Origin of the sequence: Brevibacillus fortis, from assembly GCF_003013395.1 — a bacterium.
GTDB classification, from domain to species: Bacteria; Bacillota; Bacilli; order Brevibacillales; family Brevibacillaceae; genus Brevibacillus; species Brevibacillus fortis.
The window spans coordinates 629451-652301 of sequence record NZ_PXZM01000003.1 but is presented as its reverse complement, the minus strand read 5'-3'; the positions used below and the strand labels follow the sequence as shown (position 1 = coordinate 652301).

The following is a 22851-nucleotide window of genomic DNA, read 5'->3' as shown; positions in this document are numbered from 1 at the left end:
ATGAGTAAAACAAACGTGGTTATTGAACAAACAGAAAAATACGGTGCGCACAACTATCATCCGCTACCGATCGTTATTTCCAAAGCAGAAGGCGTATGGGTACACGATCCGGAAGGCAATAAATATCTGGATATGCTGAGTGCATATTCTGCGCTGAATCAAGGGCATCGTCATCCACGTATCATCCAAGCTCTGAAAGATCAAGCAGATAAAGTAACGCTCACTTCCCGTGCTTTTTACAATGACCAACTGGGTGAATTCTACGAAAAGCTCTCTGCGGTAACAGGAAAAGAAATGATCCTGCCAATGAACACCGGTGCAGAAGCAGTAGAAACAGCACTCAAAGCGGTTCGTCGTTGGGCTTATGATGTGAAAAAAGTACCGGAAAACCAAGCAGAAATCATCGTATGTGAAGGCAACTTCCATGGCCGTACAGTCACAGTGACGTCCTTCTCGTCTGCAGAAGAGTACAGACGTGGCTTCGGACCATTCACACCTGGCTTCAAAATCATTCCTTATGGCGATATCGAAGCACTTAAGCAAGCGATTACACCGAACACAGCAGCATTCATGCTGGAGCCGATCCAAGGGGAAGCAGGGATCATCATTCCGCAAGATGGCTTCTTGAAGCAAGCGCAAGAGGTATGTAAAGCAAACAATGTACTCTTGGTCAGCGATGAGATCCAAACAGGCTTCGGTCGCACAGGTAAAATGTTTGCCAGCGATTGGGAAGGTGTAGTACCAGACATGTACATCATGGGGAAAGCTCTTGGTGGTGGCGTGTTCCCAATTTCTGCAGTAGCAGCGGATAAAGAAATCTTGAGCGTATTTGAACCAGGATCCCATGGTTCTACCTTTGGCGGAAATCCACTCGGATGTGCAGTTGCCATAGCAGCTATGGATGTATTGGCTGACGAAGGTCTTGTACAACGCTCCCTGGAAATGGGCGCATACTTCATGGAGAAATTGGGAGAAATTAACAACCCAATCATCAAGGAAATTCGCGGTCGCGGTTTGTTCATTGGCTTGGAGCTGACAACAGCGGCTCGTCCATATTGCGAAAAACTAAAAGGACTGGGCCTCCTGTGCAAAGAAACACATGAGACAACCATTCGCTTTGCACCGCCACTCGTCATCAGCAGAGAAGACCTGGATTGGGCAATTGACCGAATCAAGCAAGTTCTGCACGTGACAGAAGTGGCAAACGCATAAAAACAATGACGAAAGCCATCCTGTAGAGGGTGGCTTTTTACATGAATTTAGACAGAATAGTCACATCATTCGTTCGACAAAATTCGACTAGCTGTGGATAAATGGAAAAAAACATCCACAAAGGAAATGCTTGGATGTTTATCAGTTACACACAATTTGCCCACATGTTACCAACAAGATGTCCACATTGCTTGTGGATATCCGAACGATTGTTCGATACGGAAGCTTTTGATACAATGGGCTCATATTAGAGATGGAGGTGAGCAAAGGTGAAATACTTAAGTGACCAAATGTTGATAGAAGTATATCATCGCGCTGTCGACCTTCAACTAGATGCAGCTTTTATCGAATTGCTTCGCGAAGAACTACAGCATCGAAATATCCGTATCACACAGTTCAGCGCCTAAGAGCAATATCATCACACATACGTAACATATGGCAAAAGCCATCCTCTTTACTTCGAAGGAGGATGGCTTTTGTTATGCAAGAAACGATTATCTTACGTGGCTTATCTTACGCTTGCTCGGTAATAAACTCCAGAGCCGTAATTCCTTTGATCGGGGCTTCATTTGCTAGCAACACTTCCGGCAAATAGAAGTACACAGGGCCATCTTCTTTAATAGGCTTGCCGTCTTTGGAGAATTGCAGGATGGCTCTTCTTGCCTCTGCAAGTGGTAGTATGATCGCTTCCTGATCCTGACGGTGAAGACGAACATGAGTCACCTCTGGAAGTGGCTCAGCATTAGTAATGAAGGGATCAAGACGGATTCCGTACTCGCCTTCGAGCACTTTGCGTTCTTCGGCTAAGCTTTTTCGTTCGGAAGGAAGCGTAGCCCCCTCGCGCAATTCCTTATCCCACTGCGTCCCTGTACCATGCAAATACTTTGTCTGCGTAGCCAGCGAACTATCATCTTCGCCCGAGTATGTTTTCAGATCGAATTTGCGTTCATCAAATACCCAAACAGTTGGATCTAATGTAATAGGGAAAGCAATGGCCCCTTTGAACACGATAACATCAGACATACGTCATTCCTCCGTGATCATTCATAATCGATTTCTATTTTACTATAGACCTGCAAATGACAGCAATTATCGAAAAAAGCGAAAATTTCATAAAATAGTCTAAAAATTATTGACATGCATTTTATAGATTATATAATCATATTAGAAAGTTATTATGTGAGAGTGAACTTTGCCTACTGGATTTGAACTTCTGCTAAAAAGTTGGAGTCAGATAATAGGCATTGTGTACAAGCTTTTCGATTATTGGAAAGGCTTTCACGAAAAAAGGGAAGCTCACTTCGTCTTTCTCCCGCAGAACCATCAACGGTGATGATCGCAAGAGAAGGCAGACCAAATCATTCATCCCGAGGATGGTTGCAAAGCCGCAAGAACATTCAGGGAATTCAAACGACTTAGGGGGGCGAAACTATGGCGAAAGGCACGAATGTGCAAGCAGATCTGATGAAGCAAAAAGGTATCTTAAAGTGGATTGAAACGGTAGGGAATAAACTCCCGCATCCATTTGTGTTGTTCATTATTTTGTGTGGTGCATTGATGGTAGTCTCTGCAATCCTCGCAGCTATGGATTTTTCGGTTATGCATCCTGCAAAAGGCGAAGAGGTTGCAGTTAAGAGCTTGCTTAGCGTCGAAGGTATTCACTGGATTTTAACGAGTATGCTGAAAAACTTCATTGAATTTCCAGCACTTGGTCTAGTTCTAGCGATGACGCTTGGAATTGGACTGGCAGAAAAAATCGGTCTTTTGACGACTGTTCTACGCAAAATGATGGCAGGCATTCCGGCATCGGTTGTCAGTTACGCAATTGTCTTTGTCGGTATTTTGGGAAATCTTGCTTCTGATGCAGCCATGGTTATTATTCCTCCGCTTGGCGGTCTTGTGTTCTTGGCAATGGGGCGTCACCCGATTGCAGGTTTTGCAGCTGGTATGGCTGGTGTATCCTCCGGTTTTACAGCGAACTTTTTCATCGCTGGTACAGATGCTCTCTTGGCAGGGATCAGTACCGAAGTAGCGAAAACGATTGATCCGAACGCAATGGTTACGCCAGTGGATAACTGGTTCTTCATGTCAGCTTCCGTTGTGATCCTCGCTTTCTTTGGCGGATGGATTACTGATAAAATTATCGAACCACGTCTTGGCACGTATCACGGCGAACGAAACGTACAATTCGAAGAGGTAACTCCTCAAGAGAACAAAGCACTGCGCAAAGCTGGTATCGCAGCGTTGATTTTCGTGGTGATTGTAGGATTGCTGGTCGTTCCAGAAGGTTCACTGTTGCGTGATCCAAAGACAGGTGGCTTCTTGACATCACCGTTTTTGAAAGGAATTATCCCAATCATCCTGCTGTTCTTCGTAACCGTATCGTTTGTGTATGGTAGAGCAATGGGACTGATTAAAACATCAAGGGACATTCCGCATTACATGTCCGAAGCAATCAAGGATATGTCCGGCTTTATTGTGTTAGCGTTTACAGCAGCACAGTTCATCGCGTTCTTTAACTGGAGCAATATCGGTATCTTGATGGCTGTTAATGGCGCAGAATTCATGACAAACATGGGCTTGACAGGCTTGCCGATCATTATTGCCTTTACACTCTTCACGGGTATCTGTAGCTTGTTTATCACGAGTGGTTCAGCGCTGTGGGCGATCCTGGCACCGGTATTCATGCCAATGCTGATGCTGTTGGATTACAACCCGGCGTTTATCCAAGTCGCTTATCGGATTGCAGACTCTGCGACCAATACGATCTCACCTGTGAATCCGTATATCCCGCTCTTCCTAGCTTTCTATCAGAAGTACAATAAGAATGCAGGAATGGGTACGATTTTCTCTACCATGACTCCATTTGCAATCGTTTTCTTGGTCGTTTGGATCTTGCAATTGACAGCATGGTACTTCCTGGATCTCCCATTTGGTCCTGGTGTATACGCTCGCTAATCTATTTCAAAACAAGAAGAGAGTCGCTCATCGGGCGGCTCTTTTTTTCGTACACTTGAAGCTTGGACAATTGGAAAAAGACGGTTTATGCTGTGTGTATAAGTGTGAGGGGAATTAAGGAGGGAACGAACGTGTACGATTTTGATCAGCGCATCGAACGCAGAGGGACAGAGAGTGTCAAATGGGAGATTCAGAATCCGAAATGGAACGGTGAAGGGATGCTTCCGCTGTGGGTGGCGGATATGGATTTTGCTTGTGCTCCTGAGATCACGGAGGCATTGATCAAACGGGCGAGTCACCCGATATACGGATACACGCTGAAGTCAGATGCCCTTTATCAGAGCTTGAAAGAGTGGATACACAAGCGATTTGGTGTAGAAGTGGAAGTGAGTTGGATGACAGGGATACCTGGAGTCGTTCCCGGCATTCACGTAGCGGTAGAGGCTTTTACAGCTCATGGAGATGCTGTCTTGATCCAAACGCCTGTGTACCATCCTTTTTACCATGCAGTCGAAAATCGCAGACGTCATGTCGTTACCAGCCCACTCTTGGAGCGTGACGGCCGCTATGAAATGAATTGGGATGATCTAGCACAAAAGCTAAGCGACCCGCGGGTGAAGCTCATGCTGCTCTGCACACCGCATAATCCGATCGGGCGAGTATGGACCAAAGAAGAGCTGGAGCGTTTGGGAAGATTGTGTGTAGAAAATGGCGTGATTGTGGTTGCCGACGAGATTCATTCGGATTTGGTCTATGAGCCAAATATTCATACGCCTTACTATTCACTAGCACCGGAGCTGGCCAACCAGAGTGTGACCTTTCTATCAGCCGCCAAAACATTTAATTTGGCGGGTCTGTATACATCTTATTTGATGACAGAAAATCAGCAGCTTTTACGGGACTTCACGATCACAGCATCCAAAATGGGCTATGAAAATCTGAACCTGTTTGGGATGGAAGCAACGATTGCTGCCTACCAACATGGAGAAGCATGGCTTGCGGAACTGTTGATCTACTTGCGTAGGAATGCAGCCTATGTGCATGAGTATTTATCGACTCGTATTCCTGGGGTATCCATGGCAATTCCGGAAGCAACATACTTGGGGTGGATGGATTTTAGACAGCTAGGACGTAGTCAGGCGGAGTTGAACAAGCTCATTCGCGAGGAAGCAAAGCTCGGTTTGCACGATGGCACGACGTTTGGGCGGGATGGTGCAGGGTTTATGCGAATCAATTTTGCCTGCCCCAAATCCATTCTAGTCGAAGCGATGGAACGATTGGAGCACGCCATTCAGAAGTAGGGCCAATTTGACATGGGTATTGTAGAAATCTACAATCGAATCTATACACATCGATGTAATAGACTGAGGGGTTTTTCGATGGATCTGAAACGAGCCTCCGAACAATTGGAGCAAGTACGTAACCAGTCACTAGAGTATACAAACAAGGGGAGTGTAGCGTCATACATCCCTGAATTGGCAAAAGTCGATCCACATCAATTGGGAGTGGCTGTATGCTTGCCCGATGGGACGATATTTTCTGCTGGTGATGCAGATGTACCTTTCTCGATGCAAAGTATCTCTAAGATTTTCTCTCTGATCGTCGCCTTGTGCCAGAATGGCAAAGAATACGTGTTTCGGCATGTGGGGAAAGAGCCAACTGGCGACCCGTTTAATTCTATTATTAAGCTGGAGACGACCGAATCACATAAACCACTGAACCCGATGATCAATGCAGGGGCCATTGCGGTTGCGGGCATGATTCGCGGTGCCAACGTGGACGATCGGCTAGATGCTGTACTGGCTTTGATGCGGAAAATGACGGGAAATCCCCATCTTTCTATCAATCAGGCTGTTTATTGTTCGGAAAAGAAAACGGCAGATCGAAATCGTGCCCTTGCGTGGTTTCTAAAGGACAGCGGCATACTGGAAACCGATGTGGAAGAGACACTTGATCTGTATTTTCGCCATTGCTCGATAGAAGTGACCGCCAAGGAAGTAGCTACACTAGGGATGGTGCTTGCAGCAGACGGAATTCTCGTGAATACGGGCGAGCGAGTGATTCCGGAAGAGGTAGCACGAATCTGCAAGACCTTCATGGTGACTTGCGGGATGTACAATGCCTCTGGTGAGTTCGCTATTGACGTAGGAATCCCAGCGAAAAGTGGGGTTGCCGGCGGTATTATGGCAACAGTGCCACAGCGAATGGGTATTGGTGTGTTTGGTCCATCTTTGGATGATAAAGGAAATTCAGTGGCGGGTGTCAAGCTTTTGGAGCTGCTCTCAAGAGAGTGGAAGCTTGGTATCTTTTAGCTTCTTGCAGTTGATCTGTCTTCTCCCCTTTTCAAATGGCCCAGAATCGCGTACTATGTATGATAAGGATGGAGGCAAACGGAGGGATAGGTTTTGACAGAAATTAAGGTTCCCGATCTGGAACAAAAAGCGCTAGCGTTGCTTCAAGCAGACGCCGACAAAATTTACAAGCTGATCGACGTACAGATGGAAAACCTGACCATGCCGCAGTGCCCACTGTATGAAGAAGTGCTGGATACCCAAATGTTCGGGCTTTCTCGTGAAGTAGAGTACGCGGTCCGCTTAGGACTGATTAGTGAAGACACTGGTCGAGAAATTATGGGTTCATTGGAACGAAAATTGGCCCATCTTCATGAACTGTTTAATCAAAAGTAAGGCGAGGAGAGCGGCGATCATCCTCGCTTTTCATTTTGTAGAAAGAAAAAACACTTGCCTATTTCGTGTATTTATATTAAATTAAACTCTATAATTTTTTATTAATTTTGAAATGCAATGACGGAGACTAGTATGCGGAATCACCACTTGTCAGGGAGAAGCTGCCTTAGACTGAAAGCAGCTTTGAAGTGCGCCCCGTAGAATTCCCTCCTGAGCAGCCCTCTTAATGGTTTTTGCCTAGTAGGAGGAATCGGGTCATTCCCGTTATCAATGATGGAGAGAAGTGCGAAGGGATTTTTGTATCCCGTGCACTTAATCAGGGTGGTACCGCGAATAACTCGTCCCTTTTTTGGACGGGTTTTTTTATTTTCGGAAAACGCCCTATAACCTAATCATAGAAACAAGCAAGGAAAGAGACTAGTAAACGGACCAGCAGCATGACAGGGAAGGTTGCCATAGACTGAGAGCAGCCCAATGCTTAAGCCCCGTAGAATTCACTCTTGAGCTGACCTCTGAACGCAGGCGCCGCCAGTAGGAGAGTCCGGGTCATACCCGTTATCAATGACGAAGCGAGGCATCGCCAATAAGGGATGTCTAAGTAGGGTGGTACCGCGAGAAAAAGAATAACTCGTCCCTTTTTGGGGCGGGTTTTTTTGTATCCATTTTAGGGCATAAAAAGAACATCTTTGGAGGGTGAAAAATATGAAACAAGCCGAACAATGGACGAGCAGGCTCGGCTTCATCTTGGCAGCAGCAGGCTCGGCGATCGGACTGGGGGCCATTTGGAAGTTCCCTTATATGGTCGGAACGAGCGGTGGTGGAGCGTTCTTTCTGCTATTCATTATCTTCACGCTAGCAATTGGTCTTCCGTTGTTGCTAGGAGAATTCACAATCGGACGCAGTACACAAAAAGAGGCGATCAGTGCGTATAAAACAATCGCGCCAGGGTCACTTTGGCATTGGATCGGTCGCCTTGGGGTGATCACTTGCTTCTTGCTCTTGTCCTTTTACAGTGTGGTGGGAGGCTGGATTCTTAGTTATCTTCTTCGCGGGTTTACTGGTCAATTGCAAGGACCAGCTTATGATAAAGTGTTTGGTGACATAATCGGTGATCCTATTGGTGCAGTAGTTGCCCAGCTGGTTTTCATGCTCATTACTGCATGGGTAGTAGCGAGAGGCGTACAAAGTGGAATTGAGTCCGCTAACAAGTACATGATGCCTGGTTTGTTCCTTTTATTCATGGTATTGATGGTTCGTTCCTTGACGTTGGATGGGGCGATGGAGGGAGTGTCCTTCTTTCTGCGTCCTGATTTTTCCAACCTGAGTGCTGAATCGATCCTGTACGCATTGGGTCAATCCTTTTTCGCGCTGAGCGTCGGGGTGTCCGTCATGGTCACGTACAGCTCGTACCTCGCCAAAAACGAAAGTCTGGTTCGTTCTGCCGGATCCATTGTAAGTTTGAATTTGCTCGTATCGCTGTTTGCTGGTTTGGCGATTTTCCCTGCGGTGTTCTCCCTCGGAGTAGAGCCAACAGCAGGGCCGGGATTACTGTTTATCGTCTTGCCTTCCGTGTTTGAACAAATTGCCTTCGGCGGTATTTTTCTGTTAATCTTTTTGGCTCTTTTCCTTTTCGCTACGTTGACTTCAGCATTTTCGATGCTGGAAATTATCGTTGCTTCTCTGGCAAAAGGAGACGAAGCCAAGCGCAAGCGTCTCGCTTGGGTGGTTGGTCTGTTGATTTTTATCGTCGGTGTTCCGTCAGCTTTGTCATTTGGCGTCTGGAGCGAGGTTACGCTGTTCGGCAAGTCTATCTTTGATGCGATGGACTTTTTGGTCAGCAATATCTTGATGCCGCTTGGAGCGCTGCTCATTTCGATCTTCGTTCCTTTGAAAATGAAGCGCGAGACCTTGATAAACGAGCTGGGGGCGCATACTTCTCTGGGCAAACGCCTGTTTATCATTTGGCTTCTCCTGATTAAATATGTAGCACCGATCGCGATTCTGGCAGTTTTCCTGAAAATGCTGGGTATCTGGTAAAACAAAGAAAGGCTTCGCCACATAGGATGGCGGAGCCTTTCTTTTGGGGGAGGGACTTACGCGAAGAAAAAGACCGTACCCAAAATAATATACACGGTCAAGAGAAGTACGCCTTCAAACCAGTTCGTGGCGCCATCCCGTGTAATAGAAATGGTAATAAAGGTAGCGACTCCGATTGCAGCCAGTTCAAAGGTAGTGAACACGATGTCCATTGGATTGCCTAGCAAGAGACTGATGATGACGAGAGTAGGGGCCACGAACAACGCAATCTGCAAGCTGGAGCCAATCGCAATCTCGACTGCTGCACCGATGCGTCCTTTTAGTGCCAAAAGCAAGGCAGCGCTGTGTTCTGCGGCATTCCCGATGATCGCAATGACAAAAGCACCGACGAATAACTCCGACCAGCCTAACGACTTGGAGACATGCTGTACTCCCTCTACTAGCCATTCCGAAACAACGGCTACGAAAAAAGTAGAGACAGCAAGCATCAAAAGAGAGACACCCTTGGACCATACCGCATCACTTTCTTGCGGCTCGATATCCGATAAAAAATCGCTGTGCGTAATCATCGAAAAGATCAGCCACAAAATGTAGGCAATGATAAGCAGGCTGGCGATGACGATACTGATGATCTCCACCTTGATCATAGGCAGATCGAACATGAAGACAGCCGGTATGAACAAAGCGACGATCGCGAGTGTCATCAGGGAAGCATTGTGACTTGCCAGCCTGCCATTAAAGGTTTGTTCTTTGTACTTTAGACCGCCTAGCAACGTGCTCAAGCCAAGAACCAACAGCATATTTCCGATGATCGCACCCGTAATAGAGGCTTTGACCATATCGAACAAGCCTTCTTTTACAAGAAAAAAAGCAATAATGAGTTCTGCAGCATTTCCAAAGGTGGCATTTAGAAAGCCGCCAATTCGATCTCCAGCGTAATGGGCGACGCTCTCTGTCGATTTTCCAAGCCAAGCCGCCAAAAAAATGATGGCAAGGGAAGACGTGGCGAATTGGAGCATTTCATTTCCAGAAAAATAGTGGGCGTAGAGAGCTAACAGCATGCTCCCGCCTACTAATGAGAAAAAAAGTTTCAAGTTCATATCATCACCTCAGTAGTTTTTACTCATCCCTAAATCCTCATAGGTATAGAGTTCCTGTTCTGGACAAAACTAACCATGAACAAGAAAAGTGAGGTGTTTTTTATGACCCAGCCTTTGTTGTGCCCGACATGTAAATCGAATCGGATGAGGTTCACTGTCATCGAGCAGACCCCTCGCTATATAAGACTGGACCCACAGTCAGGCGAAGTCGTAGCAGAACTCAATCAAGAACAGCTCGATTTGTTTCATCAGCCGTACAAAGGTGAGAACTACATGATTCAATGTGGCGTTTGCGGTACCACAGAACCGGAAGAGCGATTCATCAAAATGGCCCAACATATGCAATCGCAACGTTCGAATGGAGGCTAGAATAGGAAAACAGGCACGCAGTTTACGACTGTCGCGCCTGTTTTTTTTATGGAAGGCTAGCGGCAAAAGATGTGTCTGCCGATCTTTTTGATTTGAGGGCGGCTCCAAATCCAACCAGATGTAGCCGTATCCGGGTTGAAATAATAGATGGCCCCGTCTGATGGGTCCCAACCTTTGAGCGCATCATTCACTGCTTTTTTTGCCTGCTCGTTCGGTGACAGCCAAATCTGTCCATCCGCCACAGCCGTAAAGGCACGAGGTTCAAAGATAACGCCTGCTGGTGTATTGGGGAAGGAAGAGTTCTTCGTCCGGTTCAGAATAACAGCCGCCACTGCCACTTGGCCAATGTAAGGCTCGCCACGCGCTTCTCCGTACACGGCATTCGCCATCAAGCGCAGGTCGTTCTCCGATACCCCGGCTGCGTGATAGGTAGGCTTAGAAGGCTTCGATGGTGCAGGTGTAGCGGTTTGGGGTGCCCCGAGATCAGAAGCCGTGGGCTTATAATTTTTCGTTGCGTTGTACAGCTTTACTTTCGTCTGTGCCCCGAGGACACCGTCTACGGTTAAGCCAAACTCATACTGAAAGTTACGCAACGCCCAATAAGCACCCCACCCGAATACGCCGTCTACTTTTCCCGTATAAAATCCAAGGTGCTTCAAGCGATACTGCATTTCGCGCACGTCTGAGCCTTCTGCCCCTACTTTGACGATTTGCTTACTAAATGCATCCGAGCGCACCGGAGATACTATAACCGCAGTCGTAACCAGAAGTGCGAATACTACTACAGGTAGCAGCCATTTGACAGGCTGTTTCATTTCTTACCCTCCTTCGGGTATGGATTTGAATATCAGTTGATTATTGTTAGGTTCTCCAACTTCCGTCATTTTGGCCTTAGTAAAATAATGGAGAATGCGTAGACTACCAGTAGTGTCTGGGTAAGGGACTACGTTACGTAAAGGGTGGGTTTTCATGCAGGTCGCGCAATATTTGACGGAACAATTGATCAGATGGGGAGTAAAGCGAATATACGGTGTGGCAGGTGACGGAATCTTTGCTTGGCTGGATCAGATCGCGAAGCAATCCGACATCCAGTACATTTCATGCAGGCATGAATCAGCTGCGGCCATGATGGCAAGTGCGGAGGCAAAACTGACGGGGTGTCCGGCTGTTTGTACCGCGACGATGGGGCCGGGTTTCGTCAATTTGCTGAATGGACTTGCAGATGCGCATACGGATCGTGCACCCGTTATTGCGATCACAGGTCAAGTGGAGACATACAAGCTGGGTGGCGCGTACAAGCAGTTTATCTCACAAGAAGACATGATACGTCCCATCAGTTTTTATTCGACGACGATTACACATCCCGATGCAATCCAAAGTGTTCTGCATAAAGCATTTGTCACGGCTATGCAGCAAAAAGGAGTGACGCATTTCTCCATTTGCAAGGACGTCTTTTCCCAGACGACTTCAGATGCAGTTCTTCCTGCACTTCCACGCATTCCACATGCCATTTATCCCGATCGGATGGAGATAGAGCTCGCTTGCGAGCAGGTTGTGAAGGCGCAAAAGCCTCTCATACTGCTTGGAATCGGTGCTCGTAAGTCAGCGGATTCGTGTGTGAAGCTAGCGGAACAGTTAGGGGCAGGCGTATTGCTGTCGCTTGGAGCAAAAGGGGCAGTAGAAGAATCTCATCCACTTGTGATCGGTGGATTGGGAGAGGGGGGGAGCGAAACAGCTTTACATGCCCTTGCGGAAGCGGATTTGTTGTTGATTTTGGGAGCGAGCTGGTTCCCCCGCGCTTTTTTGCCAAAGAAACTGTCCGTCATTCAAGTAGATCATCGGCCTGGGTCGATTCATGCACACCCTTACCTCCAGTCTGTTACGGCCGAATTGGACGATGTCCTGCCAATTTGGATGAGACGGTTGCAATCACGCAGATTGGATGAGGCGTGGCAGGAACAAATCAAGCGATGGCATGGAGAGTTTGGCGAGGAAACAGAGCAGGCTGTTATTCAGCAACCGAGTGAACAAGTGAAGCCACAAACCTTGATACATACGCTTGGGGGCTTGGTAAATGAAGATGCGATTATCGTCCTGGATACGGGTGAGCACACCATCTGGTTTAATCGTGCGTTTCGGGGGAAAAAACAGATCCCACTCTTTTCTGGGAAGTGGCGAACAATGGGGTTTGGGTTGCCTGCGGCTGTGGCTGCAAAGCTAGCCTATCCTGAGAAGCAGGTCGTCTGCGTCGCAGGGGATGGGGGATTGCAAATGAATCTGGCAGAGCTTTTGACAGCGGCACAGCTCCAACTGCCAATTGTAATTCTCGTGGTGAACAATGGGACATTGGGATTAGAAGAAGTCAAAATGAGTCAGGCTGGTTTGATCCCATTTGGAGTGAAATTACGTAACCCAGATTTTCAACAATTGGCGAATGCTTGCGGGATCAGTGGAAAGGTTGTCAAAGAGGTACAAGCTCTGGAGCCGGTATTGCGGGATGCACTCGCAGCAGATCAGTTGACACTCGTCGACATTCATTGCACGTCTCCGACACTAACGGAAAGAAAAAAACAAATTTCCTTCCAAGCCCAAGCATGAAATGTTTATAATGAGAAAAAAGGTAAATGAAACCAGTGGGCAAGTGCGAAACGGGCGAAGAGGAGGGCGGCCTGATGGCTGACAGTCTTGGCGAAATCAGAGTAGCAGATCAGGTGATCGCGATCATTGCTGGCGTTGCTGTAGAAGAAGTGTTGGAAGTCACAGTCCGTTCAGGCGGAATCTATCAAGACTTGGCGAAAAAGCTTAATGGCGGCGCGAAAGGCATTACCGTATCCGTAATAGACGACAGAGTCACCATTGACATGCGTGTGTCCATTCGTTATGGGGCGCAGATCCATCATGTCTGTCAAGTCCTGCAGGAAAAAGTAAAAGAAGCCGTCGAAACATTGACTGGTCTGTATGTGGAAGCTGTGAATGTACGGGTGGAAACAATTGAACTCTTTCAAAACGAGTAAGGAAAAAGGGATACTGGACGCATCCGGTATCCCTTACGTATGTTACTTACATGGCATATGGCTGTTTTTGCAATTGCTCCTCTACCTTCTGGCGACTGACTTCCCGTGAAATACTGAGCAAAAAGCCAGTGGAGAGCAGACATACGAGCAAGGAGGAACCACCATAACTAATAAACGGCAGTGGTACGCCTGTCAATGGAATCAAACCCGTTACTCCGCCAATGTTTAAGATCGCCTGTATGGCGAACATGCTGACAACACCGATTCCGGCAAGACTGGCAAAGGTGTCTTTTACACGCAGACAAATATGGATGCCGCGCAGCAAGAAAAGCAAGTAGATCAAGAGGAACACAGAAGCGCCGATAAAACCAAGCTCTTCTGTCATGATCGAGAAAATAAAATCGGTATGCCTCTCCGGCAAATACAAATACTTTTGAATGCTTTTTCCAAAGCCTGTCCCAGCCAAACCGCCATGTGCAATCGCAATCCATGATTGAATGATGTTGTAGCCAGTACCATCCATATCACTCCATGGATTGAGGTAGGAGTAAATCCGATTCAAGGCATGGGGCTTTGCTGTGATGTATACCAATAGGGCAACAGTCACAGCTGGTGCACCAAGACCGACCAGTTGACGGATTTTGGCCCCACCACAGATCATGACAATCAAAGCGCACCCAAGCAAGATGGCGGCAGAACCGAGGTCGGGTTGGACTACAATCAGCATAAAAAACAGTCCCGTTACCATCAGTGGGGGCATCAAACCAGATTTCAGCTTTTGTATCCCGTTCCCTTTTTTAGAGATGATCGCTGCCAAGTACAGAATAAGGCCAAGCTTGGCAAACTCCGCAGGCTGTAAGGTTGCAGAACCGATTTCAAACCACGATCGAGCTCCGTTAACTTCCTTACCTATACCTGGAATAAGGACCAGGAGCAAAGAAAAGAAGCTGACGAACGCAATCAATAAGAAATTTCTCTTATAAAAGGAGAAGGGGATATTCATAGCCACAAGCATCCCAACGACACCGACCAGCAAGAAAACCGATTGACGCTTCACGAAATAAAGCTCATCTCCGCCACAATAATCACAGCCGCCGCTTGTAAAGCTGGTCAATGCGAAAATGGAGCTGGAGCTGAGCACCATGGTTATGCCAAACCCAACAAGTAGGGCGGTCAAAAACAGGAGCAAGAAGTCAGGAACGCCCCTCGTCTTCATAAAATACCCCCTCTACGTGAAACAGAGAGGGGATTCCTCTCTGTACACTGTGCCATTTCATTTTTTAGTGTGAGGACAGCTTTTCGCCCAGCATTTGCAGCTTCAATTTCACTGTTTTTACAACGGAGTCTGGCATTGGGTAATCGTAATCCAGACCGTGTGGGAAAAGATGTTTGCCCATATAAGGATCTTCGAGCTTCAGGACGGCGTGCGTATCCTCAAGTTTGCCTTCTGTCACGTTCGCTTCGATACGCAGGTAGAAGACGTTGCCTTTATCTTGGATTTTATAATCGTATGTAGCATGCTTGTAATCCCAAGCGCCGCGATCAAAGCCGAGTTCGCTCATGTAGTGCTCCAGATCGGCGAAAAAGACTTCTTTCGTGCCAATCCCCGTGTCCTTAATGACCATTCTTTTTCCTCCTAAAAATGGGTGAGATATTCACTTATTAATCATAGTCTGTTTTTGGAAGAAGCGCAATATATCATACTCTTTCTTCGCATGAAACGATAGGAGAGCGGACAAACTACAATCGTTGATTAGCAAAAGGAGGAGAATGAAATGGCAAAGCTGGAAAATCGCACACTGCGCGAAATCATGACAAAAGATGTCGCTACTGTGACGCTTAAGGATAATGTGTATGAAGTGGCTTGCAAAATGCGCGACTGGAATGTAGGGGTCATTCCGGTTGTAGATGAAAAAAATGATGTGATCGGTATCATTACGGACCGTGATATTGTGATTCGTGGTTTGGCTGAAAAGCATGAAGGATCGGCTGCCACCGAGGTAGTCATGACACGGGACATTATTCTCGGTCAACCAGGAACGACGGTTGATGAAGCGGCAAAGATTATGGCTCAACATCAAATTCGTCGATTGCCTGTTGTCGAAAACGGCAAGCTGGTTGGCATTGTGGCGTTGGCAGATATGGCTGTACGTCAATTTCACCAGGATGAGGCGAGTGACGCTCTCCAACAAATTTCTGAGCCGGCGACACATTAATAGGATAGAAACGAGCTGTCGGGAGGAATCCGGCAGCTTTTTTTCTTTCGTTCTGTACATTCACGCTGCGTCAAGGTTTATGATAGGGAAAGAATGATACAGGGAGAGAGATCCATGCAAATCAAAGACATGGCCCATCGCTTGCAAATAACCCCACGTGCGATTCGATATTATGAAGAAAAAGGATTGATCAAGCCATCGAAAGCAGATGCGTCCGGGTATCGCCAATTTACAGAGGAGGACGTCTGGAGGCTGCAAACCATCATTACACTGCGCGAGGTCGGGATGGCGGTAGAAGACATTCGGGAGCTCCTGATTCAAATGAAAGATCAGGAAGGCAGTCTTCTCTATTATTTAGAGTTGCAGCGTTCGTTTATGTATACAAGGTGGGTTGAAATGAGCAAGGTCATCCAAACGACAGAAGCGATGATTGAGCGGATAAAAGGCAGAGAAACGATTGATCCAGGAGAGCTGTTTACACTGGCAGAAGCGAACAAGCGATTGAAGCAGACACGGGATAACTGGGTGGATCGATGGGATTTTAATGAATGGGCTGACCGCTACGACGAATGGGTACATGGCGGGAGTGGTCATGAATCATACGAAAACGTACTGGACGAGGTCGTCGCGACAGTTGCGGTCAAACCGGGAGAATACGGCTTGGATGCTGGAACGGGGACAGGAAACCTCGCAGGGCGTCTCGTGAAAAAAGGGGCCAGGATGAGCGGGTTCGATCAATCTCCGCAAATGCTGAAGCAATGCAGAGCAAAACACTCAGAGGTCGAGACAAAGCTAGGAACCTTTTTCGCATTTCCGTTTTTAGAAAATCGGTTTGACTTTGTGGCTACGAGTTACGCCTTGCACCATTTGACCGATGATCAGAAACAACTGGCATTGTCGGAATGTCGTCGCGTTTTAAAACCAGGAGGACGATTGGTCATTGCCGATTTGATGTTTGTGGACCTGACGCATAGACAAGCGCATCTTGATGCCCTAGAGGAGGCAGGTCATACGAGAATGATTGCAGATATTCAGGACCGCTGTTATGCAGATCGCTCCCGATTGCTACAGGAGCTTGCCAATCTTGGGTTTACGAATGAAGTAAGACAGCTTGGCACCTATACGCATTTGATCTTGTCGACTTGTAAATAGTACGTTTGAACACGCATTTCACTTTTGGGCTCTTCCAACTACTGGCACGCATCTAGCCTTTTGCATAGGCTGTAGCGAGAAGGAAAGGAGGACTCCACCATGGGTCTGTTCGACGGTTTTTTTGATCGCGATAACGAGGAATTTATATGGATTATTATAGTCGTGGTCGTCCTGTTGTTCTTGTTTAGCGCCGATCGTGACTAAAGTCTGGACGTATAGACAAAACGACCTTGCGCGAAGGTCGTTTTTTTCGTTAGAAAAAACGGATTTCTTTATTCAAAACATGCTCGCGCGGTGGCTGTTCCCGTGGCGCTGCATAGGGGGTCAAGGAAAAGCAAACACCGTCAAGTTGATCGGGGAGGGCGGGGCTGACCGTAAACTGGAGGGAGATTTCTCGGTCAGAGCCGCGCGCTCCGCTTTTGCGCACATGGTGCTCCTGCGAGGTTGCGATTTCGAGCATGAGATGCGGGCGTAGCATACCGATGTCTTCGTCGGTATCGGCCATTTTTATCTCGATATGTACGATGCTCACATTTTTATGTTGTATAGCATGTGTCAACGTGTAGGTAATACCGTCAAGTATCGTTGTTTTCATAATCGGAAGTACACCTATCAACTCGCCGTTCTCATTCGGGAAAACTGGCCTTGCCTCTGAATTCAAAGTGTGCAGAAACCAGCCCAGCTCATCTTCATCGATACTATATCTCTCAGCCCATTCCTGTCTGATTTCCTGGGGTGGGATTAATCTTTTCCCGTTTGCAAGCACTTTTCGCTCATGCAGAAGCTGAAGAATACACTCGTCGATTTTTTTGCATTCGTCGTTGTACCGGTTTGGTACCAGTTGAAATTCGGACCAGCCCATCTAGTATCGCTCCTTTTTTATGTTTTCATTATTTTACCAATAATCTTGAACGTTTGTACTTTTTCCTCTCCTATTGACCTCCGTTGGCAAATCTACTACGCTGGAAAACAATGCAACGTAGAAAAGGGGAAGAAAGAAAATGAAGCACGTAACCATATATCTGCTCGCACTGGTTCTTTTGCTATCGGCATGTGGAGCGTCCGGCAAGCCTGAAGCTAACGGCGAGATAGATGCTGTGATCAAACGAGTGGTTGATGGCGATACATTCGAACTGGACAGTGGGGAAAAAGTACGTATGATTGGCGTAGATACCCCAGAGACAGTGAAACCCAACCACCCAGTCGAACCGTATGGGAAAGAAGCGAGCAATTACTCCAAGGAGCTTTTAACCGGAAAAAAGGTCAAGCTGAAGTTCGATGTTGAGCCTTATGACAAATACAAGCGTTTGCTTGCTTATGTATATATGGAAGACGGCACATTCGTCAATGAAAAGCTCATTCGTGACGGCTACGCCCGGATCATGACGATTCCACCGAATGTAGCCCAAGCAGATCTGTTCTTGGCAGCAGAGCGGGAGGCGCGGGAGCAGAATCGTGGGCTGTGGGCCTTAGAAGGGAAGCAGACAGATACTCCTAAGGAAAAAGCCAAGCCAAAACAGTCCAAGAACAATACCGCGGCAGACACCGCGCCACCAGAAGGCAAGACGATCAAGGGCAATATAAACAGTAAAGGCGACAAAATCTATCATGTTCCTGGCTCGGCTAGCTACGAGCAAACAAAAGCGGAAATGTGGTTTGCGACGGAGGAAGAAGCGCAGCAAGCAGGTTTTCGGGCGCCAAAACGATAATATATGTAAGAAAGCCTCGTCTGCTTTGGCAGTCGGGGCTTTTACATTGTCGAAAAGAATTACAAAAATGTTTCAGAACGATGTTTTTTTGATAAAAAAGGTCAAAAGTCCTATAGAAAATGCCGTTATATAAGAGGAAGGGATTATAAAACAACTTACATCTTTCACAGAAAGAAAAAATAATTCGTAGAATTATGATGGAGGAAACAACTATTATGAAGATGACGGTAAGGAAAAAGCTATTTTTAGGCTTTTTGGCAGTGTTATTACTTTTAGTGGCAGTCGCAGGGATTGGTTATTCTCAGATTTCATCCATCGATTCTCGCTACAGTACAATGATCCAAGGTCGTGTCAACAAGGAGATGCTGTCCAAGGACATTATCGCAAGTGTAAGTGAACGCCAAAAGTATGCACGCGGTTATGTCATTGTAGGCGAGGACAGCTATCTGACGGGCTATACAAAAGCAAATGACAGCTATAAAAAGCTTACATCAGAACTATCCCAAATGGGCATGACGTCTGAAGGACAAAAGCTTGTAGCAGAGATGAATGAGCTGCATGCGCAACACGAGAAAATTATTGATAGGGTCGTTGCCTTGAAACAGCAGAACAAAGTAGAAGAGTACACACGCTTGGTCAGAGATGAGTGTACACCAGTCGGCGAATTATTTATTCAAAAAGCGCAAGAATTCGTTGATCTCGAACAAAAACTGTTGGAACAAGATATTGCTGAGCTGGATAGCAGTATTCAATCTACCAAGCTTCTGGTTATCGTGCTAAGCTTGATGGCGCTTTTCACTGGAGTAGGTATCGCCATTTTCATTGGAAATGCCATTTCTCGTCCCGTTTTATTGATCACGAATGCAGCAGAACAAATTGCCGCAGGGAATTTGGCCTCAGCAGATGTTCAAATTAAGAATCGCGACGAAATAGGAGAACTGGCCCACCATTTTTCCCAAATGAAGCGCAATCTGCAAGATTTGTTAGAACGAGTCTCTTTCCATTCCCAGCAAGTAGCCGCATCCTCCGAGGAATTGACTGCCAGCTCCGAATTAACACGTCAGTCAGCAGAACACGTATCGCAATCGATTGAAGGTATTGCAGCAGGAGCTGAGCAGCAAGTCAATGATGCCGAGAATGCCACACAGATTGCAGTGAAAATCTCTCAAGTTATGCAGCAAGTATCCATGAGCATGCAGCATGCGATCGGGTCATCCATTGAAGCGAACCAAACAGCAACCGAAGGCAATGAAGTGGTAGCCAAATCAATTGAACAAATGAATGAGATTAATCAAAGAGTGAGTTCTTCTACCGAAGTGGTCAACATGCTTGGCGAAAAATCAAAAGAAGTCGGCTCAATCGTTTCGATGATTACCGAAATCGCTAGTCAAACGAATTTATTGGCTTTAAATGCAGCGATTGAAGCGGCGAGAGCGGGAGAACAGGGAAGAGGATTCGCAGTCGTAGCGGATGAAGTTCGCAAATTAGCAGAACAATCCGCGCAAGCAGCATCGCAGATCGCTTCCATCATCGGGGATATTCAAAGAGATACAGAAAAGGCGATTAACGTCATGAGTCAAGGGGACGTAGCTGTTAAAGAGGGAGTCATCATGATCGAACAAGCTGGGGTGGCCTTCTATAAAATTTTGGGAGTAGTAGACGAAGTCTCGAAAAGAACACAAGAAATGTCAGGACAAATCACAGAAGCCAATAACGGAACTGTTTCCGTAGTGGAATTTATAGAGGGAATTGCGCATGTTTCAAGAATGGCAGCCGAAAACACGCAAAGCGTAGTTGCTTCTGTACAAGAACAATCAGCTTCTATGGAACAGATTACAACCGCTTCCAGTACACTCGCCGAAATGGCAGAAGAGCTGCAGCATTCCATCCGTAAGTTTCAATTGTAGTGCGACAACAGGCGGGGGTGCCATGTGTTTAATAAAATCAGAGATGTTAAGTATGCATTATCTGCATTGGAAGAGTCATCTGTTATTTCGATAACGGATGAAAAAGGAATCATCACCTACGTCAATCACAACTTCTGTCAAATCTCCAAGTTTAGCAGAGGGGAATTAATCGGAAAGAACCATAACATCGTCGATTCTGGTTTCCATCCGCGAAACTATTTTACAGCGTTATGGGATACAATCAGCCGAGGAAAAGTATGGAAAGGCGAAATGAAAAATCGGGCGAAGGACGGTACGGAATATTGGCTTAGCATGACATTAGTGCCGTTCATGAATGACAGTGGATTCCTTTATCAGTACGTGGCAATCGGGACGGACATCACGAAACGAAAGCAGATGGAAGAGTCTCTTTCGAAGACGATGAAGGACTTGCACGATATCAAAAATGCACTTGATGAATCCTCGATTGTAGCGATTACAGACGACAAAGGCGTCATTACCTATGTAAATGACAAGTTCTGTGAAATCTCCAGATACGAAGTGGATGAATTAGTTGGAAATACACATCGGGTCGTTAATTCTCGCTATCATTCCAAGTCGTTTTTTAAATTGATGTGGGAAACGATCAAGCAAGGTCGAGTCTGGAAGGGCGAAGTGAAGAATCGTGCCAAAAACGGCAATGAATACTGGATGAATACGACCATCGTGCCATTTCTAGACGACCGGGGAGTTCCGTATCAATATGTTTCGATCCGCACGGATATTACCGACCGAATTGAAGCAGAGGCAGCTTTGGCAGAAGCATTGCAGAACGATTTTCGCAGGACGGTCCAAAACTTGCAAAACTGTGTGTTCAAGATCGTGACAGATCCAAAAGGGAACATCACCTATACCTTGTGTGAAGGGAAAATTGCCGAAGAGCTTGGGTTAACATCTGAGAGGATGCTGAGAAAAACGTCGTATGAAATTTTTCCTTATGATGTGGCTGAGCAATTGGAAAGCAATTTTCGCAGAGCATTTACTGGCGAGCCCGTTACCTTCGAATTGAAATTATCCGGAAATGATTATTATATTACGTTGTCACCTATTGAGGAAAACGGGGAGATCGTGGAAATGGTAGGCTCCATGATTGACATCACCGAGAGAAAAAAGGCGGAAGAAACGATTCGCTACATGGCCCATTACGATTCCTTAACTAACCTGCCGAATCGAACGCTTTTTCATGAAAAGCTGGCAAAGGCTATGCTCAAAGCAAAACAAAAAGACGAGAAAATTGGCGTCATGTTCATCGATTTGGATCGATTTAAAAACATAAATGATACGCTTGGTCACTCTATAGGGGATGTGCTTTTACAGGCCGTAGCAAATCGTCTAATCGGTTGTTTGCGAAAAGGGGACTCTGTTTCTCGACTAGGCGGAGATGAGTTCGCCATCTTTCTCACAGGAGTCACACGCAAAGAGGTTAGCGAAATTGCGCAGCGAATCATCACGAGCATGTCCGAATCGATTACGTTAGAGCATATTGAAATCTTCATCACACCAAGCATCGGCATCAGCATGTATCCGGATGATGGAGAAGATATTGAAGCACTGTTGAAGAATGCGGACGCTGCCATGTATTTGGCAAAAGAGCAAGGGAAAAATAATTATCAATTTTTCTCGGAGGAGCTGCATCAGGTTCTAGCCAAAAAGCTACAGCTTGAAAGAGAGCTGCGAAAAGCTTTGGATGAGAAACAATTTACGCTGCACTACCAGCCGAAGGTTTTTTTGCAGACGGGCCAGATTATCGGTATGGAGGCTTTGATTCGATGGGAACATCCAGAGCTCGGCCTCATCCCACCTATTCAATTTATTCCGATCGCGGAAGAAACAGGCTTGATCGTACCACTTGGCGAATGGGTGATGCGTACAGCCTGCCAACAGACAAAAGTATGGCAAGAAGCGGGGTATTCACAGCTTGCGGTTGCAGTGAATATCTCTTTGCGTCAATTTATGCAAAACAATCTCATTGAGATGATTACCTCCATCTTGGAAGAGACGAGACTGGCACCTCAATTTTTAGAGCTTGAAATTACGGAAAGCATGGCATTGGACGTGGATTATACCATTCGGATTTTGAATCGATTAAAAAGTCTTGGGATTAGCATCAGTATTGATGATTTTGGGACGGGCTACAGTTCTTTGAGCTATCTAAGTCAATTTCCGATCGATCGGCTAAAAATCGACCAATCCTTTGTCCGGAATTTGAATCCTCGGAATCAAGCAATCATTAAAACAATCATCCATATGGCACACAACATGAAAATTGCCGTTATCGCAGAGGGAGTAGAAACACAAGAACATGCTGATTTTCTAAAGGAACAAATGTGTAACGAAGTCCAAGGTTACTTCTACAGTAAACCGCTCCCCACGAATGAAATCGATTCGCTTTTGCAGATAAATGGTTATGGAGTAACAGGCAGCATGGTTTAAGTGAGACCATCCAGATTA

21 protein-coding genes and 2 other annotated features are annotated in these 22851 nt (G+C 46.4%); of the genes, 15 read left to right on the top strand and 6 right to left on the bottom strand.

The window, feature by feature from the left end; translation table 11 throughout:
- Together C7R93_RS04810 and sda are read left to right on the top strand one after the other, a co-directional pair.
- A complete protein-coding gene (locus C7R93_RS04810; protein ID WP_106837717.1) occupies positions 1–1212 on the top strand; it encodes an ornithine--oxo-acid transaminase in 1212 nt (403 codons plus the stop codon).
- A 269-nt stretch (positions 1213–1481) separates the two neighbouring features.
- Positions 1482–1619 (top strand): sporulation histidine kinase inhibitor Sda, encoded by a 138-nt coding sequence (sda, locus tag C7R93_RS04805; protein ID WP_007725857.1) that lies wholly within the window; start codon positions 1482–1484, stop codon positions 1617–1619.
- Positions 1620–1725: 106 nt separating this feature from the next.
- Here the strand turns inward: sda and C7R93_RS04800 are convergent, their stop codons facing one another.
- Entirely contained in the window at positions 1726–2235 is a 510-nt protein-coding gene (locus C7R93_RS04800; RefSeq protein WP_106837716.1) for a molybdopterin-binding protein, read from the bottom strand.
- Positions 2236–2643: 408 nt separating this feature from the next.
- Here C7R93_RS04800 and C7R93_RS04795 point away from each other — a divergent pair, with 408 nt between their 5' ends.
- The 5 genes from C7R93_RS04795 (at position 2644) to C7R93_RS04775 (ending at position 8894) form a co-directional block, all read left to right on the top strand.
- Positions 2644–4170, top strand: a complete 1527-nt coding sequence (locus C7R93_RS04795; RefSeq protein WP_106837715.1) for an AbgT family transporter — start codon at positions 2644–2646, stop codon at positions 4168–4170.
- A gap of 131 nt (positions 4171–4301) precedes the next feature.
- Positions 4302–5471, top strand: coding sequence for a MalY/PatB family protein (locus C7R93_RS04790; protein ID WP_106837714.1), 1170 nt, complete (start codon positions 4302–4304; stop codon positions 5469–5471).
- Positions 5472–5549: 78 nt separating this feature from the next.
- Entirely contained in the window at positions 5550–6482 is a 933-nt protein-coding gene (glsA, locus tag C7R93_RS04785; RefSeq protein ID WP_106837713.1) for a glutaminase A, read from the top strand.
- A 93-nt stretch (positions 6483–6575) separates the two neighbouring features.
- On the top strand, positions 6576–6857 hold the full coding sequence (locus C7R93_RS04780; RefSeq protein WP_106837712.1) for an Fpa/YlaN family protein: 282 nt from the start codon (positions 6576–6578) through the stop codon (positions 6855–6857).
- 108 nt (positions 6858–6965) lie between these two features.
- Positions 6966–7206, top strand: a binding site (T-box leader).
- 49 nt (positions 7207–7255) lie between these two features.
- Positions 7256–7496, top strand: a binding site (T-box leader).
- A 63-nt stretch (positions 7497–7559) separates the two neighbouring features.
- Positions 7560–8894, top strand: a complete 1335-nt coding sequence (locus C7R93_RS04775; protein WP_106837711.1) for a sodium-dependent transporter — start codon at positions 7560–7562, stop codon at positions 8892–8894.
- Between the two features lie 56 nt (positions 8895–8950).
- On the opposite strand, the gene cax is transcribed toward C7R93_RS04775, so the two are convergent.
- Complete coding sequence (cax, locus tag C7R93_RS04770) at positions 8951–9994, bottom strand: calcium/proton exchanger (RefSeq protein ID WP_106837710.1); 1044 nt, start codon at positions 9992–9994, stop codon at positions 8951–8953.
- Positions 9995–10096: 102 nt separating this feature from the next.
- On the opposite strand from cax, the gene C7R93_RS04765 reads away from it, so the two are divergent.
- Entirely contained in the window at positions 10097–10363 is a 267-nt protein-coding gene (locus tag C7R93_RS04765; protein WP_106837709.1) for a hypothetical protein, read from the top strand.
- Between the two features lie 56 nt (positions 10364–10419).
- Here C7R93_RS04765 and sleB read toward each other — a convergent pair whose 3' ends face one another.
- Positions 10420–11178 (bottom strand): spore cortex-lytic enzyme, encoded by a 759-nt coding sequence (gene sleB / locus C7R93_RS04760; RefSeq protein ID WP_106837708.1) that lies wholly within the window; start codon positions 11176–11178, stop codon positions 10420–10422.
- Positions 11179–11332: 154 nt separating this feature from the next.
- Between sleB and C7R93_RS04755 the strand changes: the two genes are divergently transcribed.
- Entirely contained in the window at positions 11333–12961 is a 1629-nt protein-coding gene (locus C7R93_RS04755) for a thiamine pyrophosphate-binding protein (RefSeq protein WP_106837707.1), read from the top strand.
- 74 nt (positions 12962–13035) lie between these two features.
- Complete coding sequence (locus tag C7R93_RS04750; protein WP_106837706.1) at positions 13036–13377, top strand: Asp23/Gls24 family envelope stress response protein; 342 nt, start codon at positions 13036–13038, stop codon at positions 13375–13377.
- Positions 13378–13423: 46 nt separating this feature from the next.
- Here C7R93_RS04750 and ftsW read toward each other — a convergent pair whose 3' ends face one another.
- Positions 13424–14593, bottom strand: a complete 1170-nt coding sequence (ftsW, locus tag C7R93_RS04745; protein ID WP_106837705.1) for a putative lipid II flippase FtsW — start codon at positions 14591–14593, stop codon at positions 13424–13426.
- 64 nt (positions 14594–14657) lie between these two features.
- A complete protein-coding gene (locus C7R93_RS04740) occupies positions 14658–15002 on the bottom strand; it encodes a YugN family protein (RefSeq protein ID WP_106837704.1) in 345 nt (114 codons plus the stop codon).
- Between the two features lie 150 nt (positions 15003–15152).
- On the opposite strand from C7R93_RS04740, the gene C7R93_RS04735 reads away from it, so the two are divergent.
- Both C7R93_RS04735 and C7R93_RS04730 read left to right on the top strand, forming a co-directional pair.
- The gene (locus C7R93_RS04735) at positions 15153–15593 is read left to right on the top strand and encodes a CBS domain-containing protein (RefSeq protein WP_106837703.1); all 441 of its coding nucleotides are present in this window, start codon (positions 15153–15155) and stop codon (positions 15591–15593) included.
- Between the two features lie 114 nt (positions 15594–15707).
- Positions 15708–16745, top strand: coding sequence for a MerR family transcriptional regulator (locus tag C7R93_RS04730; RefSeq protein ID WP_106837702.1), 1038 nt, complete (start codon positions 15708–15710; stop codon positions 16743–16745).
- A gap of 253 nt (positions 16746–16998) precedes the next feature.
- On the opposite strand, the gene C7R93_RS04725 is transcribed toward C7R93_RS04730, so the two are convergent.
- Positions 16999–17607, bottom strand: coding sequence for a hypothetical protein (locus tag C7R93_RS04725; protein ID WP_106837701.1), 609 nt, complete (start codon positions 17605–17607; stop codon positions 16999–17001).
- Between the two features lie 139 nt (positions 17608–17746).
- On the opposite strand from C7R93_RS04725, the gene C7R93_RS04720 reads away from it, so the two are divergent.
- The 3 genes from C7R93_RS04720 (at position 17747) to C7R93_RS04710 (ending at position 22833) form a co-directional block, all read left to right on the top strand.
- The gene (locus tag C7R93_RS04720; RefSeq protein ID WP_106837700.1) at positions 17747–18454 is read left to right on the top strand and encodes a thermonuclease family protein; all 708 of its coding nucleotides are present in this window, start codon (positions 17747–17749) and stop codon (positions 18452–18454) included.
- A 215-nt stretch (positions 18455–18669) separates the two neighbouring features.
- Entirely contained in the window at positions 18670–20361 is a 1692-nt protein-coding gene (locus tag C7R93_RS04715) for a methyl-accepting chemotaxis protein (protein ID WP_106837699.1), read from the top strand.
- Between the two features lie 24 nt (positions 20362–20385).
- Positions 20386–22833 carry a bifunctional diguanylate cyclase/phosphodiesterase gene (locus C7R93_RS04710; protein WP_106837698.1) on the top strand — a complete coding sequence of 816 codons (2448 nt, stop codon included), beginning with the start codon at positions 20386–20388 and terminating at the stop codon, positions 22831–22833.
- Positions 22834–22851 lie beyond the last annotated feature (18 nt).

What these genes read in the sequence shown, in the direction of transcription:
- C7R93_RS04810 (WP_106837717.1), top strand. Translation starts at nt 1, where the DNA reads ATGAGTAAAACAAACGTGGTTATTGAACAAACAGAAAAATACGGTGCG.
- C7R93_RS04800 (WP_106837716.1), bottom strand. Translation starts at nt 2,235, where the DNA reads ATGTCTGATGTTATCGTGTTCAAAGGGGCCATTGCTTTCCCTATTACA.
- C7R93_RS04795 (WP_106837715.1), top strand. Translation starts at nt 2,644, where the DNA reads ATGGCGAAAGGCACGAATGTGCAAGCAGATCTGATGAAGCAAAAAGGT.
- glsA (WP_106837713.1), top strand. Translation starts at nt 5,550, where the DNA reads ATGGATCTGAAACGAGCCTCCGAACAATTGGAGCAAGTACGTAACCAG.
- C7R93_RS04775 (WP_106837711.1), top strand. Translation starts at nt 7,560, where the DNA reads ATGAAACAAGCCGAACAATGGACGAGCAGGCTCGGCTTCATCTTGGCA.
- cax (WP_106837710.1), bottom strand. Translation starts at nt 9,994, where the DNA reads ATGAACTTGAAACTTTTTTTCTCATTAGTAGGCGGGAGCATGCTGTTA.
- C7R93_RS04765 (WP_106837709.1), top strand. Translation starts at nt 10,097, where the DNA reads ATGACCCAGCCTTTGTTGTGCCCGACATGTAAATCGAATCGGATGAGG.
- sleB (WP_106837708.1), bottom strand. Translation starts at nt 11,178, where the DNA reads ATGAAACAGCCTGTCAAATGGCTGCTACCTGTAGTAGTATTCGCACTT.
- C7R93_RS04755 (WP_106837707.1), top strand. Translation starts at nt 11,333, where the DNA reads ATGCAGGTCGCGCAATATTTGACGGAACAATTGATCAGATGGGGAGTA.
- C7R93_RS04750 (WP_106837706.1), top strand. Translation starts at nt 13,036, where the DNA reads ATGGCTGACAGTCTTGGCGAAATCAGAGTAGCAGATCAGGTGATCGCG.
- ftsW (WP_106837705.1), bottom strand. Translation starts at nt 14,593, where the DNA reads ATGAAGACGAGGGGCGTTCCTGACTTCTTGCTCCTGTTTTTGACCGCC.
- C7R93_RS04740 (WP_106837704.1), bottom strand. Translation starts at nt 15,002, where the DNA reads ATGGTCATTAAGGACACGGGGATTGGCACGAAAGAAGTCTTTTTCGCC.
- C7R93_RS04735 (WP_106837703.1), top strand. Translation starts at nt 15,153, where the DNA reads ATGGCAAAGCTGGAAAATCGCACACTGCGCGAAATCATGACAAAAGAT.
- C7R93_RS04730 (WP_106837702.1), top strand. Translation starts at nt 15,708, where the DNA reads ATGCAAATCAAAGACATGGCCCATCGCTTGCAAATAACCCCACGTGCG.
- C7R93_RS04725 (WP_106837701.1), bottom strand. Translation starts at nt 17,607, where the DNA reads ATGGGCTGGTCCGAATTTCAACTGGTACCAAACCGGTACAACGACGAA.
- C7R93_RS04720 (WP_106837700.1), top strand. Translation starts at nt 17,747, where the DNA reads ATGAAGCACGTAACCATATATCTGCTCGCACTGGTTCTTTTGCTATCG.
- C7R93_RS04715 (WP_106837699.1), top strand. Translation starts at nt 18,670, where the DNA reads ATGAAGATGACGGTAAGGAAAAAGCTATTTTTAGGCTTTTTGGCAGTG.